The 15,148-nt window shown below is 66.2% G+C and carries 15 protein-coding genes and 1 tRNA gene; 10 read left to right on the top strand and 6 right to left on the bottom strand.

Annotation, left to right across the window (positions count from 1 at the left end; all coding sequences use genetic code 11):
* Positions 1-7: 7 nt before the first annotated feature.
* Positions 8-745 (top strand): VIT1/CCC1 transporter family protein, encoded by a 738-nt coding sequence (locus tag AC5Y4C_RS14260; RefSeq protein ID WP_499911113.1) that lies wholly within the window; start codon positions 8-10, stop codon positions 743-745.
* A gap of 21 nt (positions 746-766) precedes the next feature.
* Here AC5Y4C_RS14260 and AC5Y4C_RS14255 read toward each other — a convergent pair whose 3' ends face one another.
* Both AC5Y4C_RS14255 and AC5Y4C_RS14250 read right to left on the bottom strand, forming a co-directional pair.
* On the bottom strand, positions 767-1,978 hold the full coding sequence (locus AC5Y4C_RS14255; protein WP_499911110.1) for an MFS transporter: 1,212 nt from the start codon (positions 1,976-1,978) through the stop codon (positions 767-769).
* A gap of 26 nt (positions 1,979-2,004) precedes the next feature.
* A complete protein-coding gene (locus AC5Y4C_RS14250; RefSeq protein ID WP_499911108.1) occupies positions 2,005-2,463 on the bottom strand; it encodes a MarR family winged helix-turn-helix transcriptional regulator in 459 nt (152 codons plus the stop codon).
* A 167-nt stretch (positions 2,464-2,630) separates the two neighbouring features.
* Between AC5Y4C_RS14250 and AC5Y4C_RS14245 the strand changes: the two genes are divergently transcribed.
* The 4 genes from AC5Y4C_RS14245 (at position 2,631) to vapC (ending at position 6,055) form a co-directional block, all read left to right on the top strand.
* Complete coding sequence (locus AC5Y4C_RS14245; protein ID WP_499911106.1) at positions 2,631-4,595, top strand: ABC transporter ATP-binding protein; 1,965 nt, start codon at positions 2,631-2,633, stop codon at positions 4,593-4,595.
* On the top strand, positions 4,592-5,419 hold the full coding sequence (locus tag AC5Y4C_RS14240; protein WP_499911104.1) for a CbiQ family ECF transporter T component: 828 nt from the start codon (positions 4,592-4,594) through the stop codon (positions 5,417-5,419). The genes AC5Y4C_RS14245 and AC5Y4C_RS14240 overlap by 4 nt, the downstream gene beginning before the upstream one ends.
* A 29-nt stretch (positions 5,420-5,448) precedes the next feature.
* Positions 5,449-5,661, top strand: a complete 213-nt coding sequence (locus AC5Y4C_RS14235; protein ID WP_499911102.1) for a type II toxin-antitoxin system VapB family antitoxin — start codon at positions 5,449-5,451, stop codon at positions 5,659-5,661.
* A 103-nt stretch (positions 5,662-5,764) separates the two neighbouring features.
* Positions 5,765-6,055, top strand: coding sequence for a type II toxin-antitoxin system VapC family toxin (vapC, locus tag AC5Y4C_RS14230; protein ID WP_499911100.1), 291 nt, complete (start codon positions 5,765-5,767; stop codon positions 6,053-6,055).
* Here the strand turns inward: vapC and AC5Y4C_RS14225 are convergent.
* Genes AC5Y4C_RS14225 through AC5Y4C_RS14215 form a run of 3 tightly spaced genes read right to left on the bottom strand, consistent with a single transcriptional unit; the run spans position 6,052 to position 9,006 of the window.
* A complete protein-coding gene (locus AC5Y4C_RS14225) occupies positions 6,052-7,290 on the bottom strand; it encodes an ABC transporter substrate-binding protein (protein WP_499963859.1) in 1,239 nt (412 codons plus the stop codon). The genes vapC and AC5Y4C_RS14225 overlap by 4 nt on opposite strands.
* A 38-nt stretch (positions 7,291-7,328) precedes the next feature.
* Positions 7,329-8,147: a carbohydrate ABC transporter permease gene (locus AC5Y4C_RS14220; protein ID WP_499963828.1), complete on the bottom strand. Its 819-nt coding sequence runs from the start codon at positions 8,145-8,147 to the stop codon at positions 7,329-7,331.
* The gene (locus tag AC5Y4C_RS14215) at positions 8,134-9,006 is read right to left on the bottom strand and encodes a carbohydrate ABC transporter permease (protein ID WP_499911092.1); all 873 of its coding nucleotides are present in this window, start codon (positions 9,004-9,006) and stop codon (positions 8,134-8,136) included. Before AC5Y4C_RS14215 ends, AC5Y4C_RS14220 begins: the two co-directional genes overlap by 14 nt.
* Between AC5Y4C_RS14215 and AC5Y4C_RS14210 the strand changes: the two genes are divergently transcribed.
* The 5 genes from AC5Y4C_RS14210 to AC5Y4C_RS14190 all read left to right on the top strand — a co-directional run bounded on the left by AC5Y4C_RS14210 (position 9,005) and on the right by AC5Y4C_RS14190 (position 13,882).
* Positions 9,005-10,024, top strand: coding sequence for an esterase-like activity of phytase family protein (locus AC5Y4C_RS14210; RefSeq protein WP_499963830.1), 1,020 nt, complete (start codon positions 9,005-9,007; stop codon positions 10,022-10,024). The two genes, AC5Y4C_RS14215 and AC5Y4C_RS14210, sit on opposite strands and share 2 nt — an antisense overlap.
* Before the next feature lie 28 nt (positions 10,025-10,052).
* Positions 10,053-11,570 (top strand): TldD/PmbA family protein, encoded by a 1,518-nt coding sequence (locus tag AC5Y4C_RS14205; RefSeq protein ID WP_499963832.1) that lies wholly within the window; start codon positions 10,053-10,055, stop codon positions 11,568-11,570.
* Positions 11,567-12,928: a metallopeptidase TldD-related protein gene (locus AC5Y4C_RS14200; protein WP_499963834.1), complete on the top strand. Its 1,362-nt coding sequence runs from the start codon at positions 11,567-11,569 to the stop codon at positions 12,926-12,928. Before AC5Y4C_RS14205 ends, AC5Y4C_RS14200 begins: the two co-directional genes overlap by 4 nt.
* A 41-nt stretch (positions 12,929-12,969) precedes the next feature.
* Positions 12,970-13,779, top strand: a complete 810-nt coding sequence (locus tag AC5Y4C_RS14195; RefSeq protein WP_499963836.1) for a carboxymuconolactone decarboxylase family protein — start codon at positions 12,970-12,972, stop codon at positions 13,777-13,779.
* Positions 13,780-13,808: 29 nt separating this feature from the next.
* A tRNA-Ile gene (locus AC5Y4C_RS14190) sits at positions 13,809-13,882 on the top strand.
* Positions 13,883-14,072: 190 nt separating this feature from the next.
* Here the strand turns inward: AC5Y4C_RS14190 and AC5Y4C_RS14185 are convergent.
* On the bottom strand, positions 14,073-15,041 hold the full coding sequence (locus tag AC5Y4C_RS14185; RefSeq protein ID WP_499948499.1) for a lytic transglycosylase domain-containing protein: 969 nt from the start codon (positions 15,039-15,041) through the stop codon (positions 14,073-14,075).
* Positions 15,042-15,148 lie beyond the last annotated feature (107 nt).

The raw sequence follows: 15,148 nt of genomic DNA, 5'->3' as shown, positions 1-15,148 counted from the left end.
TGGCGCCATGACATCGCCCGACCCCGCCCCTCCACCGGACGGTCGCACGGTGCTGCCGCACGAGTTCGACCACACCCACAGCGACGTGTCGGGCGGCTGGCTGCGCGCGGCGACCTTCGGCGCGATGGACGGCCTCGTGAGCAACACCGCACTGGTCGCGGGCGTGGCAGCCAGCGCCGACAGTCACACCGTGGTCTTGAGCGGCATCGCGGGTCTGCTCGCCGGCTCGTTCTCGATGGCGTTGGGCGAGTACACATCGGTGACCACAGCCAACGAGCAGATCGACTCGGAGGTGCGTCTGGAGCGTCGCGCGTTCCGCTCGCATCCTGAGGCCGAGATGGACGAGTTGGTGTTGACGCTGATCCAGATGGGCATGACGGAGCGGACGGCGCGAGCGGCCGCCGAGGAAATCCATCGAGACGAAAACCAGGCGCTCAACCTGCACATGATCACCGAGCTGGGCATCGACCCGCGGGAGAAACCGTCGCCGCGTCTGGCTGCGGCCTCGTCGTTCCTTCTGTTCGCAATCGGCGCGATCATTCCGCTCATCCCGTATCTGCTCGGATTCGCCTCGCTGGCCGCAGGATTGGTGTGCGGCGGAGCCGGGCTGCTGATCGCGGGAGGCGTGGCCGCGCGATTCACCGGAAAACGGGTCTGGTGGGCAGCGGTGCGCCAGCTCGCGTTCGGGGGAGTCGCGATCGCGGCTACGTATGTCGTTGGGCTGCTTATCGGTCCGACCGGCTAGACCCGCGGCCCAACGGGGGGTTCAGCTCTCGCTTCCCACGGTGATCGCGGTGGCCTGGTCAGTGACCTCTTCGAGCTCGCTTTCTTCGACGTCGATGCCGGCGAGATGCGGCCGCGTGCGTGCCAGCACGACGACGGCCGACAGCACCGCGGCCGCGGCCACCCAGAACGGCAGGTGCACATTGACTTGCTCGCCGAGCGTGCCGGCCAGCCAGGGCGCCACCGCTCCACCGGAGAACCGCACGAAACTGTATGCGGCCGAAGCGACTCCGCGTTCGACCGGCGCTGCCTTCATCACGGTCTCGGTGATCAACGTGTTGTTGATGCCGAAGAACGCGCCGGCCGCGACTACGCAGGCTGCCAGTGCCGCCTTGCTGTCGGTGAACACCGCCATCACGACCAGCAGCGCAGCGATCGAGGCGAGGTTCGCCAAAAGCGTTGTGACGCTGCCGAATCGGTGTTGCAGTCGCGGGGCGGCCACCACCGAGGTGAACGCGAGGGCGACGCCCCAGCCGAAGAAGATGAGGCCGATTTCATGGGCGCTCATGTCGAGCGGGAACGGGGTGAATGCGAGCAACGTGAAGAAGCCGAAATTGTAGAGCAGGGCGGTGATCGCCACGCCGAGCAAGCCGCGGTGGCGCAGCGCGCGGAACGGGTCGACGACGGTGGTGGCACGCTCGGGCCGCGGCGTCGAGGGCAGCAGTACCGCGGTGACGGCCAGCGCGATCGTCATCAAGACGGACACACCGAAGAACGGCCCGCGCCACGACACCGAGCCCAGCACTCCACCCACCAGTGGTCCGACGGCGATGCCCAGACCCAACGCTGCCTCGTAGAGGATGACCGCCTGGGCGACCGATCCGCGCGCCGAGCTGACGATGGTGGCCAATGCGGTGGCGATGAAAAGCGCATTGCCCAAGCCCCATAACGCACGCCAGCCGACGATGCCCATGACGGTGTCCGAGCAGCCGGCCAGCCCAGCCCCCGCAACGATCACGGCGAGGCCGAGCAGCAGCGTGCGCTTGGGTCCGATCCTGCTCGCCAATGCACCGGTGACGAGCATCGAAACACCCATCACCGCCATATAACTCGTGAACAGCAGCGACACTTGCGATGGCGTGGCGTCGAGGTTGTCGGCAATCGGTTTCAGGATGGGGTCCACCAGGCCGATGCCCATGAACGCCACGACGGACGCAAAGGCTACGGCCCAAACAGGTTTGGGTTGGCGCCACATATGGTGCGGCTTCTCCTTTGTGGTTGTCAGTTGGGTGGTTGCGCAGACGACGACGCGTTGTCGAGCAGCCGTCTCAGCACGTCGACCGCGTCGGCAAGCGTCTGCCGGTCCTCGTCGTCGAGTGCGGCGAGGTGCGGATCGATGACGCCGGCACGGGCAGTCCGTACCTGGCGTAATGTCTCGCTGCCCTTGGGGGTGATTTCGATCAGGACGGCCCTCGCGTCGGACGGATCGGCCGTCCGGGTGACCAGGCCGGCGTCTTCGAGGCGCCGCACCTGCATGGTCATGGTCGGCTGAGAGCAGTGGTCCAGGGCTGCCAGGTCGGAGATGCGGGTGGGACCCTGGTCTTCGATCGTTCCCAGCAGCCGGGCTTGGGCCCACGGGATGGGCAGCGGCGTGCGCTGGGTTGCGAGCCGGTTCAGCCGCGCCACCACGCCCAGCAGGTCGATGCCAAGCGACTCCCGCGTCGACGTCGAACGAGACATACCACCAAATTACATAGGTTGCCTATGCAGGATCAAGGTGTCGCTGTTCACAGCGCGTCAAACCCGACTGGCAGAATCGAGAAGTGCGAGGGATCGGGCCGCAGGCGGAGCGACTCAGGCCGCGGCGTGGGCGCCTCCGGCCTGGAGAGCTTGCTCAAGCATCCGTCATGGCCGCCTTGTCGGCGGCCACGGCGATCATCGCCGTCGTCGTGCCGTTCGCGGCCGGGCTGTCGCTGCTGGGCACCGTCCCGATGGGGTTGCTCGCCTATCGGTATCGCATCCGCGTGCTGTTCGCGGCCACCATCGCCGGCGGGCTGATCGCTTTTCTCGTCGCCGGAATGGGCGGGATGATGACGGTTGTCCAGTGCGCCTACATCGGTGCGCTGATAGGGCTGGTCAAACGCAAGGGCAGAGGCACCCCGACGGTCGTCGTCGTGGCGCTGTGCGCCGGCCTGCTGGCTGGCGCGGTGAGCGTCGGTGGGCTGCTGGTGCTGTCGCGGCTGCGGACTCTGGTCTTCGAGTCGATGACCGCCAACGTCAACGGGCTGGCCCGGTTCCTGTCCCACGTGCCGTACATGGATCCTGTCGCGAACTGGCTTCGGCAGGCGTTCGCCACGGTGCTGGCGTACTGGCCGTGGGTGTTCGGCGGCTCCTCGGTGCTCGCCATCGTGGTCGTCACGCTGATCGGCTGGTGGGCGCTGTCGCACGTGCTGACCCGGCTCGCCGGTGTCTCCGAAATCCAGAAACTGGACCTCCCCGACGATCCGGGCCCGGTCGCGCCCCTGCCGGTGCGGCTGCACGACGTCACGTTCCGCTATCCCGACACCGATCACGACGCGCTGGGCCCCGTGACGCTGACCGTCGAACCGGGCGAACACATCGCGGTCACCGGTGTGAACGGTTCGGGCAAGACCACACTGATGCTGGTGTTGGCCGGCCAGCCGCCGACATCGGGCACCGTCGAGCGGGCCGGCGCCGTCGGGCTTGGCAAGGTGGGCGGCACCGCCGTGGTGATGCAGCATCCGGAAAGCCAGGTGCTCGGCACCCGCGTCGCCGACGACGTCGTGTGGGGCTTGCCGCCCGGTCAGCACATCGACGTGGACAAGTTGCTCGCCGAGGTAGGGCTGGACGGGCTGGCCGAGCGCGACACCGGCGGGCTCTCAGGTGGTGAGCTGCAGCGGTTGGCGCTGGCGGCCGCGCTCGCACGGGAGCCGTCACTGCTGATCGCCGACGAGGTGACCAGCATGGTCGACCAGCCCGGCCGCGACGCACTGCTTCGGCTTCTCGCGGGGCTGCGGGAACGTCATCGGATGGCGCTAGTGCACATCACCCACTACAACAACGAAGCCGACTCCGCCGAGCGCGTCGTCAATCTCGCTGCAGGAAGTAGCGACAACACCGAGATGGTGGAACTGGCGGCCGCGCCGGGAGCGTCACCGCCGCCCGACGCGCGGTCGGGTGCCGCGGTGATCGAAGTGGACGGCGTGGGTCACGAATACGCTAGTGGAACGCCTTGGGCCACAACAGCTTTGCGCGATGTGACGTTCGACGTCCACGAGGGCGATGGTCTGCTTATCCACGGTGGCAATGGGTCGGGCAAGTCGACGCTCGCGTGGATCATGGCGGGGCTGACCATGCCGACGTCGGGGAGCTGTCTGCTCGACGGCAGGCCCGTCAGCGACCAGGTGGGTGCGGTGGCGATGTCGTTTCAGGCCGCGCGGCTGCAGTTGATGCGCGGCCGTGTCGACCACGAGGTGGCATCGGCGGCGGGTTTCGCACTCGATGACACCGACCGGGTGGTGGCCGCGCTGGCGGACGTGGGGTTGGACGCGTCGCTGGCAGGCAGACACATCGACCAGCTCAGCGGCGGGCAGATGCGTCGTGTGGTGTTGGCCGGATTGCTCGCGCGGTCACCGCGCGCCTTGATCCTCGACGAGCCACTGGCCGGGGTGGATGCAGAAAGCCAGCGTGGGCTGCTGCGGCTGCTCGAGGGCTTGCGTCGCCGCACGGGGCTGACCGTGATCGTGATTTCGCACGACTTCGCCGGGCTGGAAGACCTGTGTCCGCGCACGGTTCATCTGCACGACGGCTCGATTCATCCCGCCTCGACGACGGCCGGAGGCGCCGCATGAGTACGCCGACGCAACGCCGACCCGTGGTACTGCTGCGCCCGATTCCGGGCACATCGGCCATACACGAGTTGTGGGCGGGCACAAAATTGATTGCCGCATTCGGTATTTCGGTACTGCTCACGTTCTATCCGGGCTGGGTGCCGATACTTCTCGTGGCAGCGCTGGTGTTGGCCGCCGCGCGGATCGCCCGGATCCCTCGCACGGCGTTGCCGACGATTCCGCGATGGCTGTGGATCCTGCTCGCTATCGGCGGCGTCACCGCGGCGCTCGGCGGCGGGTCGCCGGATATCCACATCGGTTCGGCGGCAGTGGGATTCGGCGGTCTGCTGTACTTCCTGCGGATCACGGCGTTGTCGATTGTGTTGCTGGGTATCGGCGGCATGGTGTCGTGGACCACCAACGTCGCCGACGTGGCACCGGCGGTCGCCACGCTCGGGCGGCCGCTGCGCTGGCTGCGTATCCCGGTCGACGAGTGGGCCGCCGCGCTCGGCCTGGCGTTGCGGGCCTTTCCCATGTTGATCGACGAATTCCGCACGCTGTATGCGGCCCGCAGGCTTCGGCCACGTCCGACGCTGTCGAGCCGCCGGGCGAAACGACGCTGGTGGCGCGACGAGGTGATCGACATGATCACCGCGGCTATCACGGTCGCACTGCGTCGGGCAGACGAGATGGGCGATGCAATCGCGGCACGCGGCGGCACCGGTCAGATCTCGGCTGCCCCATCGCGCCCACGCTGGCCGGATGCAATGGCGCTGTTGACCGTCGCGGCGGTGTCGGCCGCAACGATCGCAAGCGATGTGATCCTGGGTTCCACCAGGTTCTAGCTGGTGTATGGCATGTGTGATATTGGTGTATGTCGCGGACAAATATCGAGCTCGACGACACTTTGGTTGAAGAAGTGATGCGGCGCTTCGGGGTGACGACCAAGCGGGAAGCCGTCGATCTTGCGTTGCGCCGTCTGGTCGGCATTCCGCTGACGAAGGAGTTCCTTCTCGGCTTGGAAGGCGTCGGATGGGAAGGCGACCTCGCTGATATGAGAAGCGAGCCGCCGGCACACCTTTCGTGATCCTCATCGATACGTCAGCGTGGATCGAGTATTTTCGCGCGACTGGTTCGGATGCTGCGCTCACGTCCGGAATTTGCTGGCCCGGCGCGCACGGGATGTCGCGATGTGCGAGCCGGTGGCGATGGAGATCTTGGCCGGAGCCACCGACGCGAATGCCGAGCAGCTTGAACGACTGGTCAATGGCCTAGCCTCGCTGAGGGTGGAGCCCTCGGTGGATTATCGAGCGGCTGCGTCCATCTGTCGGGCCGCGCGTCACGCAGGCCGGCCCGTTCGCAGCCCCAATGATTGTCTGGTCGCGGCGGTTGCAATCCGGCATGAGGCACAGCTCGTCCACCGTGACGCAGACTTTGACGTGATCGCATCGATCACGCCGCTCTCGGCTAAGCGCTACTAACGGTCGGCCGCGGCGTTGGCTGCTGCTTGAGCCTGTGCAAGCGCCCTGTCGACATCGAGCCGTCCCAAAAACATCTCGTCGAAATACGGTTTGAGAGCCTCGAATCCGGCCGCAAAGCCCGCGCCGCCGGGTGCAAGGATGCGCCGTCCGCGCAGCACGTCGAAGAACGGTGCGACGTCGACACCTTCGGCGGCCCAGTGCTCGAAGTAGGTGTGCTGTGCGGTCAGCACCGCCGGGACCGCAGCACCGGTATCGCCGAGATAGGCGTTGCCGTCGGCGCTGCCCATCCACGCCAGTACCGCGCCCACGGCGTCCGAATGTGGTGATGCCGCATTACCCGCTGCCGCAATCCCATTGGTGACGCTCACCCTGCCGACCGGCCCCGCAGGCATCATTGCGACTCCCCAACGGAACGGCGCATTGGCTGCGATCTGGGCGAGGTTGTAGGTACCGGACTGGAACAGTGCCATGCGGCCCTGCAAGAACATGTTGCGTGAAAAGTCGCCGTTGTCGTTGGTGTCGGAGGCCGGCGGGGCGACCTTGTCGACGTTGATCAGCCGCACCAGGTAGCGGAAGGCGTCAGCGGCCTGGGGGTTGTCGAACGCGAATCGGTCTTCGACCGAGAACACCCCACCCGCCGAGCCGATGTAGTTGAGGTAGATGCCCTGAAGGTCGTTGGCGGCGTTGTACGCCCATTGGCGGGCGCCGACGGTAAGCCGCCGCAGCATCGGGCGCAGCGTGTCGTCGGTGTCGTCGGGACTCCACCGCAAGGTGTCCAGCGCGGCGGGGTCGACGCCGGCCGCGGCGAGCAGGTCAGCGTTGTAGTACAACGCGGTTCCGGCGTCGGTCAGCTGCGGAACGCCCCATAGCGTGCCGCGGCGAGTGAACTGCTCGACCACCGATGGTTCCCATTTGGTGGTCGAGTCGGTGATCGGCACGAGCCGGCCGCTGTCGGCGTACGGCGCGAAGTAGGCGTTGTTGATCCAGAAGATGTCGTCGGCGCCGCCACCCGCTATGTCAGTGCGCAATGTGTCGAAGTAGGTGGCAAACGCCACGACGTCGAGCCGGACTTCGATGCCGGGGTGGCGGCGGGTGAACTCGTCGAACGAGCGGCGATACGCTTGCGCCACCTGCTGATCCCACAGTCGCACCGTGACCACGGTGTGTCCGGCCGGCTGGTCGTTGCGACCGATGATCAGTGCGACACCCAGAAGCGCTGCCATCACGGCCACCATCGTCAGCGCGACCGCCGTCGAAAACTTAACGCCCACAATCACTTCAGGCCCGTGACGATGATCGAGCGGACGATGTGGCGCTGGACTGCCACGAACGCCACGATCAGCGGAACAATCGCCAGGGTGGTCGCGGCCATTACCAGGGTCCACTGCGCGTTGTACTGTGTCTGCAATCCGGCGGTGGCCACGGTCAGCACCCGCCACGTCGGTCCGCTGGTGATCACTAGCGGCCACATGAAGCTATTCCATTGCGAGACAACCGTAATCAGCGTCAGTGTGGCGAGGATCGGCTTGCTTGCCGGAACCACGACATGCACCAGGACATCGAGTGTGGTGGCACCGTCGAGGCGGGCTGCGTTGATCAGATCGGCCGGGATCGTCCGGAAGTACTCGCGCAGAAGGAAGATCGCGTACGGCGAACCAAACATGAAGGGCAGTACCAACGCCCAGAATGTGTTGCGCAAGCCGGCCTGGGCCATCATCAAATACAGCGGCACGATTGTCACCGTCGGCGGCACCATCAGTGTGGCCAAATATATCCAGAACAGGACATCACGACCGCGAAACGGGAGTCTGGCGAAGGCGTAAGCCGCCAGCACCGAGAAGGTCAATTGGCTCAAGGCGACAACGGCGGTCATCAACGCCGTGACTACTGTCGCGCGGCCGAATCCGGCGTCGCCCAGAGCGGTGTAGTTCGCCAGCGTGGGCGGTCGTGGCAGGCCCAGCGGCGTGCCCGTTGCAAACTGATGCGGCGGCGTGAAGGCGGTCAGTAGCGCGAGGACGAACGGGACCAACGTGATCACCGCACCGACGGCCAGGAACACGTAGACGGCGGCGTCGCGGCTACGCGAGGTCATAGCTGATCCGCCGTCGGAAATAAAAGTGCTGCGCGACCGTCGCACCGACCAGAATCACGAACAGCAGCAGCGCCATCACCGCGGCTCTGCCGACAGCTGCGGCACCGAAGGCCTCGACGTAGATTCGGTGCGCGACGAGGTCGGTGCGGTTCTGAGGGCCACCGCCGGTGAGTGCGTAGACAGTGTCGAAAACCTGTGCCGCGCTGATGATTCCGGTCACCACCACGAAGAAAAGTGTCGGCCGCAGCAGAGGAAGGGTGATTCTCCAGAAGCGCTGCCATGCGTTGGCGCCGTCAAGCCGGGCCGCGTGGTGAATCTGCTCGGGAATGGCCAGGATGCCAGCGAGAAAGAACAGCGTGAGATAGCCGACGTTGGTCCACACCGTCACCGCCGACACCACCGGAAGTGCCAGCCCAGGATCGGTGAGCCACTCCACCCGCCGGCCCAGCAGGGTATTGACGGCCCCGTCGGTGGGCGCCAACAGCCAGCGCCACAGCACGGCAATCGCGATCGGTGCGCAGATCCACGGCACCACATACACCGTGCGGAAGAACGCGGTGCCCGGCAGGCCGCGAGCAAGCAGCGACGCCGCGAACAGTCCGAGTACGCTTTGGACCGGCACCACCAAGGCGACGAAGGCCGCGGTCACCGCTAACGAGTTGCCGAACGTCCCGTCGGTGAGCACCGAGCGCCAATTGTCCAGTCCGACAAAGCGGATTGGTCCGAGCAGATCCCAGCGCTGAAAACTCAACCACGCCACCACGAACATGGGCAGCAGCAAGAACACCGCGACCCCGAACAGGCTGGGCGCCAGCAGCGCGTACGGCAGCGCGGTAGTGCGAAGGCGCCGACGAGGCATGGCAGATATTAGCCTGGCAGCGATGCTGCGCCCGACGATTATCGCCCTCGCTTTCGTGGCGGCGGCGTGTGCGGCGGCGCCACTAGAAGTCCACGACCGTCCCGCGCTGCTCGGGTTCGTGGGCGGCGCGACGTTCAGGACGGGTTTGCAGTTTCACGACACAACCGTCGGTGGGCTGTCGGGCATCAGCTACGACCCTGACCGCCAGCTGTACTACGCCATCAGCGACGACAAGTCCCACGCCCGGTTCTATACAGTGCGAATAACATTCAGCGGCAACGGTATTGACGCGACGTTGGTCGATGTCGTCGGCCTGCAGGGCGTGCCGGGGCGAGCCGATGCGGAGGACATCGCGTTCGACCGCCAGCATCAGCAGCTGTTCTGGTCAAACGAGGACGAGCCGTCGATCTGGGTTGCCGGGCTCGACGGAACCAACCGCGGGAAGTTCGCGGTGCCGCCGACCGTGCAACCGCGGTTCAACGCCGGCCTGGAAGGCCTGACCGTCACTCCCAGTGGAACACGAGTGTGGGCGGCGATGGAGCATCCCGGCCGCAACGACGGCGAGCCACCCACTGAGACTGCAGGGGCGCTGACCCGGATCACCGAGTTCGACGTCACCACCCGCCAGGCCGTCGCGCAGTACGCGTATCCGCTCGATCCGATTGCTGCGCAGTCGGGAGATCCCACGGGTTTGACCGCGCTCGTCGCCCTCGACGAGGACACTTTTCTGACGGTCGAGCGTTCCCACGGCAACTCGAACGTGGCGCGGGTCTATCGCGCGGAAGTGGGAGGCGCAGACAACGTGCTCGATCGCCCGTCGCTGCCCGGTGTCTCCAAACCGATGACCAAGACCCTGATGGCCGACCTGTCGGCCACGGCAGGTGTGCCGCCGCTCGACAACATCGAAGGCATCACGCTGGGGCCGGATCTGCCCGACGGGCACCGATCGCTTGTGCTGGTGTCGGACAACAACTTCAACCCACGGCAGGTCACGCAGATCTTGGCCTTCCGTATGTGAGCGCCGGCGAACCCGTTACGGTATAGCCGTGTCAGCCAGCGGGGGGATCGACGACGACTTTCTGGTCTTGCCCCGTCACGAACTGGCAGATGCCGCGTTGAGCGCGGCCACCGAGGCGGGCGCCAGCCATGCCGACCTGCGCATCCATCGGCTCACCACCGAGACGATCCATCTGCGTGACGCGCGGTTGGAGACCTCGGTGACCAAGCGTGAAATCGGGTTGGCGGTCCGGGTGATCGTCGACGGCACCTGGGGATTCGCCTCGCATGCTGAACTTGCGCCCGAGGTGGCTGCCGAGACGGCACGCCGCGCGGTGCAGGTGGCCCGCACGCTGCGGGCGCTCAACGCCGAAACCGTCCGGCTCGCCGACGAACCCGTCTACCGCGACGTCGAGTGGGTGTCGTCGTATGAAGTGGACCCGTTTGCGATGCCGACGAACGACAAAATCGGGGTGCTCAGGGAGTATTCGGACCGGCTGATCTCCGCCGACGGTGTCGATCACGTGTATGCCGGGTTCATCGGCGTCAAGGAGCAGACCTTTTACGCCGACGTGTACGGGTCGTCGATCACCCAGCAGCGGCTGCGCGTGATGCCGGTGCTGGAGGCGGTGGCCGTCGATGCGGCCGCCGGCAGCTTCGACTCCATGCGCACGTTAGCCCCGCCCACCGCGCGCGGCTGGGAGGCCGTCGTCGACGACTCGATCTGGAATTGGTCGCAGGAACTGGCCGAGATTCCGCCGCTGCTGGCGGAGAAAGTGAAGGCGCCCAGCGTCGCGCCCGGTCCGACGGATTTGGTGATCGACCCGACCAACTTGTGGCTGACCATTCACGAATCCATCGGCCACGCCACCGAATACGACCGCGCGATCGGATACGAGGCCGCCTACGCCGGCACGTCGTTCGCCACACCAGACAAGCTGGGCACGCTGCGCTACGGATCGGCGGTGATGAATGTGACCGCCGACCGTTGCGTCGACCACGGCTTGGCAACGGTCGGATACGACGATGAGGGCGTGGCCGCGCAGAACTGGGACTTGGTGCGTGACGGGGTGTTCGTCGGCTACCAACTCGACCGAGTGTTCGCGCCGCGGCTGGGACAGAAACGATCCAACGGCTGCAGCTATGCCGACTCGCCGCATCATGTGCCGATCCAGCGCATGGCCAACGTGTCGCTGCAGCCTGGGCCGGAGGATCTGTCCACCGAGGATTTGATCTCCCGGGTGGAGGACGGCCTCTACATCGTCGGCGACAAGTCATGGTCAATTGACATGCAGCGCTACAACTTTCAGTTCACCGGCCAGAGGTTCTGGGCGATCCGCAATGGCAAGCTGGCGGGGCAGGTCCGCGACGTCGCTTATCAAGCCACCACCACAGACTTTTGGGGGTCGCTGGAGGCGGTCGGCGGCGAGTCGACGTGGCAGCTGGGCGGTGCGTTCAACTGCGGCAAGGCGCAGCCTGGCCAGGTGGCCGCAGTCAGCCACGGCTGCCCCGCGACGCTGTTCCGTGGGGTGCGAGTGCTCAACACGATGACCGAGGCCGGGCATTGATCGCCGCGCAGAAGGTGGTCGACGAGGCGCTGGCCGCCGCGAAGGCCGACGAGACGATCGTGATCGTCACAGACCGCTCGGAGGCGTCGCTGCGGTGGGCGAACAGCTCGATGACCACCAACGGCGTCTCGACCGCCCGCTCGCTGGCGGTGATTTCGATCGTGCGTGACTTCGACAGGGCGCACGTGGGATCCGTCGAAACCAGCGAGGTCGACCCGGAGGTGATCCGGGATGTGGTGGCGGCGAGCGAAGACATCGCGCGGTCTGCACCGGAGGCACGCGACAATGCGCCGCTGGTCACCGGGTCGAACGCCCCGGGCGACTGGGATCTGGCTGTGCCGGCGACCGGGCCGGAGGTCTTCGGAGCGCTGGCGGCGTCGCTGTCACGCGGTTTCCGCGGCCCCGACACGCTGTACGGGTTCGCCCGCCACGAGGTGGCGACGACCTTTCTCGCGACGTCGACGGGTGTGCGTCGACGCTTTACGCAGCCGACGGGTTCAGTGGAAATCAACGCCAAACGCGACGGAGGGAGCGCGTGGGCTGGAGTGAGCACGCCGGATTTCCTCAACGTGCCGACAGACCAGCTGCTCGAGGATTTATCCACCCGGCTGGGATGGTCGCGGCGCACGGTTTCGCTGCCGGCCGGCCGGTATCCGACATTGCTGCCGCCGTCGGCGGTCGCCGACTTCATGATCTTCATGGGCTGGGCGATGGAAGGCCGCGGTGCGCAGGAGGGGCGTACCGCGTTTTCGGCGCCTGGCGGTGGGACGCGCGTGGGGGAGCGGTTGACCCAGTTGCCGCTGACCATGTACTCGGATCCGTCGGTGGAACGTCTGCAGTGCCGGCCGTTCGTCGCGACGTCCACGTCGTCGGAAACGGTCTCGGTCTTCGACAATGGGCTCGACATCGAACGCGTCGACTGGCTGCGCGACGGCGTGATCAATGCGCTGGCCTATCCGAGGGCGGCTGCCCAGGAGTTCGACGCACCCGTGGCGGTGCCCGCGGACAACTTGGTGATGACGGGCGGCGACGTCTCACTGTCCGACATGGTCGCGCAAACGGAACGGGCGCTGCTGTTGACGACCATTTGGTACATCCGGATGGTGGACCCGACTCTGCTGCTGATGACCGGGCTGACTCGCGACGGCGTGTATCTGGTCGAGGACGGCAAGGTGTCCGCAGCGGTGAACAACTTCAGGTTCAACGAAAGCCCGCTTGATCTGTTGGGACGGGCCACCGCGGTCGGGGCGACGGAGTTGACGCTGCCGCGCGAGTGGGGCGACTACGTCACCCGCGCGGCCATGCCGCCGTTGCTGATTCCCGACTTCTACATGTCCAGCGTGAGCCAGGCGCAGTAGAGCTCCGGGGCTTGTGCTGTCGGCGTAGCGTCTGCTCTGTGATGGCAGAGTTCGGGCGGTTGATTGCGCTGGCGCCGGACGGGCCTCTCGGGCCGATCAACGCCTTGGTTCGGCAGACGTGCGCGTCGGTGTTGCGACTGCCGCCGCTGCCTTCGCCGGTGCCGGCGGGTTCGGATGGGGCGGTGGTCGACTTCGCGGAGCAATTCAGCGTCGACGTGTCGCAGATAAGCGACGCGCAGCGGGAGGAACTGACAACGCGGCTGGGGCGCAACGTTTTTGGTGCAGTGGTGTTGATGTATGTCGCGGACTTCGCGCCTCGGGTACTGGCGGGCCGGCGGTCGCTGGGCGTTGACGATGCGCAGCCCATTCTTGCTTGGGACGCTGCGGCGGATCCGGCTGACGCAGTGTTCAACCGTTTCTTACCGGCGGTAGCACGGCTGACTGCGCTCGATCCGGTGACGTCGGAAGTTGTGCGCTTGCGCGGCGCCGCGGCGCACCGTTGCCGGCTGTGCAACTCGCTGCGGGAGGCGACGGCGTTGGAAGCCGGCGGATCGGAGGACCTGTATGGCGACATCGAGCATTACGAGGCCTCCACCCGGTTGAGTGACGCGCAGAAGGCCGCGCTTCGGTATGTCGACGCGCTGATCTGGTCGCCGTGGAATATCCGGCAATCTGTCGCTCAAGGGGTGCTCGAGCATTTCTCGGAGGCTGAGGCGGTAGAGCTGACGTTCGACGTTATGCGCAACGCCAGCAATAAGATCGCCGTTGCGATGGCGGCCGATGCGCCGCGGGTAGCAGAAGGCACAGAGCAGTATCGAATACTGGGAGACGGCCGGACGCAGTTCGCGTGAGCCCGTGCCTACGATGGTGCCGGATCACCGGGGCGGTAGCTCAGTTGGTTAGAGCCGCGGACTCATAATCCGTTGGTCGCGGGTTCGAGCCCCGCCCGCCCCACGACCCGAATTGCAGAACGCCGCTATACGCGGCTGCGACGTGCGATCGCGCTAGCTCAGCGGCCAAATCTCACGTGAAGTGCTTCCGCGAACGTGAACTGACGGACCCCGTCGTCGGCGTGTCGTCGCACTGGGGTCACGTTCGGCGCGGCATCCGCCGGTCGAGCCGAGGCCCCCGGCACACCAAATAGCTATTTCGGCTGAGCGTTGACACCTTCTCGCAGAGAACGTTCCGTGTGCGCCGTCAAGTACTCCCCGACAGGGATCGGTGAGGTCGCCGAATAACCAGCGGGCAGTAGCACGTCGCCGGCGCTGGTGTTGTAGTAGACGTCCCAGTGGTGATAGCCAGCGAACGTGCTCGGGTCGGCTGCTAGCACCTCTGCGTAATCGTCGACCGCGCGCACATACTGATGCGAGTTGTTGTATCGGTACAGCGCCGCATCCCGGTCGTCAGCGAAACCGTGAGCGGCGAGGAAGCGCCCGGCCGCGATGATGCTGTCATGCGGCGAGAGGATGTCGCCGCCATCGCCATAGACGGCGAACGTCGATGGCATGAACTGCATGGGACCTTGCGCACCGGCGGTGCTGATTCCGGCCACTCGACCGAAGGCCGTCTCGATCAGGTGGATGGCCGCCAGGTAGTTCCAGCCCACGCCCGTGGCTCTCTGCGCGTCGCGGTAGTAGCCGAGCAGCTCATCGGCCGGGGTCGGCGGGTCGATGCGCCATGCGGGCAGCGTGTCTTTCGGCTGGCTCATCGCACTGAGTTGCCTTCGCGCGTCGACGTTGCGGTCGTAGCTCTCCCGAAGCGCGTCCGGAATCCTACTGTGCACCAATGCATCCCACTCGGGATGACGGCCGAGAAGCCGGTAGGCCACTTGCTGCCGGCGCGCTGCAGCCGTCATCGTGGTCTCGGGCGAAGAGGGATTGCGAAGCACCTGCTCGTCGGCCACAAGATCATCCGCTATCTGCGCGGGCTCCGACGACATCATCGGCACACGGTCGGCGGCCGGCGCCGGCGCAGCCACCGACGTGGTCGCTCTGGTGCCTTTCGTGTTCAAGGCAGACGGTGTGGCGGTGTCGCCGTCCGAGCAGCCGACCAGTGCAGGCATGGCGATCACGAGAAGCGCCGCGGTGTGCCGAATCGCACGCTTACGGCTCATTGTCGCCACTTCCCGGCCTCCTCAAGTGGTCTACGGTTGGGACCACTTCGCGTGCCGCGAGTGTCTCGTACCAGGTCGTGACTCATCAGCCGAACCGACATGGCTTT

The sequence above is a fragment of the Mycobacterium sp. NGS35 genome (assembly GCF_059812855.1).
Note: the sequence above shows the minus strand (reverse complement) of the source record. Positions and strands in the feature narration are given on the sequence as shown.

Excerpts from the sequence above, each read along its gene's own strand:
- AC5Y4C_RS14195 (WP_499963836.1), top strand. The coding sequence starts at position 12,970 with ATGGCAGAGTTCGGGCGGTTGATTGCGCTGGCGCCGGACGGGCCTCTC.
- AC5Y4C_RS14240 (WP_499911104.1), top strand. The coding sequence starts at position 4,592 with ATGAGTACGCCGACGCAACGCCGACCCGTGGTACTGCTGCGCCCGATT.
- vapC (WP_499911100.1), top strand. The coding sequence starts at position 5,765 with ATGTGCGAGCCGGTGGCGATGGAGATCTTGGCCGGAGCCACCGACGCG.
- AC5Y4C_RS14255 (WP_499911110.1), bottom strand. The coding sequence starts at position 1,978 with ATGTGGCGCCAACCCAAACCTGTTTGGGCCGTAGCCTTTGCGTCCGTC.
- AC5Y4C_RS14250 (WP_499911108.1), bottom strand. The coding sequence starts at position 2,463 with ATGTCTCGTTCGACGTCGACGCGGGAGTCGCTTGGCATCGACCTGCTG.
- AC5Y4C_RS14260 (WP_499911113.1), top strand. The coding sequence starts at position 8 with ATGACATCGCCCGACCCCGCCCCTCCACCGGACGGTCGCACGGTGCTG.
- AC5Y4C_RS14210 (WP_499963830.1), top strand. The coding sequence starts at position 9,005 with ATGGCAGATATTAGCCTGGCAGCGATGCTGCGCCCGACGATTATCGCC.
- AC5Y4C_RS14225 (WP_499963859.1), bottom strand. The coding sequence starts at position 7,290 with ATGGTGGCCGTGATGGCAGCGCTTCTGGGTGTCGCACTGATCATCGGT.
- AC5Y4C_RS14220 (WP_499963828.1), bottom strand. The coding sequence starts at position 8,147 with ATGACCTCGCGTAGCCGCGACGCCGCCGTCTACGTGTTCCTGGCCGTC.
- AC5Y4C_RS14185 (WP_499948499.1), bottom strand. The coding sequence starts at position 15,041 with ATGAGCCGTAAGCGTGCGATTCGGCACACCGCGGCGCTTCTCGTGATC.
- AC5Y4C_RS14245 (WP_499911106.1), top strand. The coding sequence starts at position 2,631 with ATGGCCGCCTTGTCGGCGGCCACGGCGATCATCGCCGTCGTCGTGCCG.
- AC5Y4C_RS14215 (WP_499911092.1), bottom strand. The coding sequence starts at position 9,006 with ATGCCTCGTCGGCGCCTTCGCACTACCGCGCTGCCGTACGCGCTGCTG.
- AC5Y4C_RS14235 (WP_499911102.1), top strand. The coding sequence starts at position 5,449 with ATGTCGCGGACAAATATCGAGCTCGACGACACTTTGGTTGAAGAAGTG.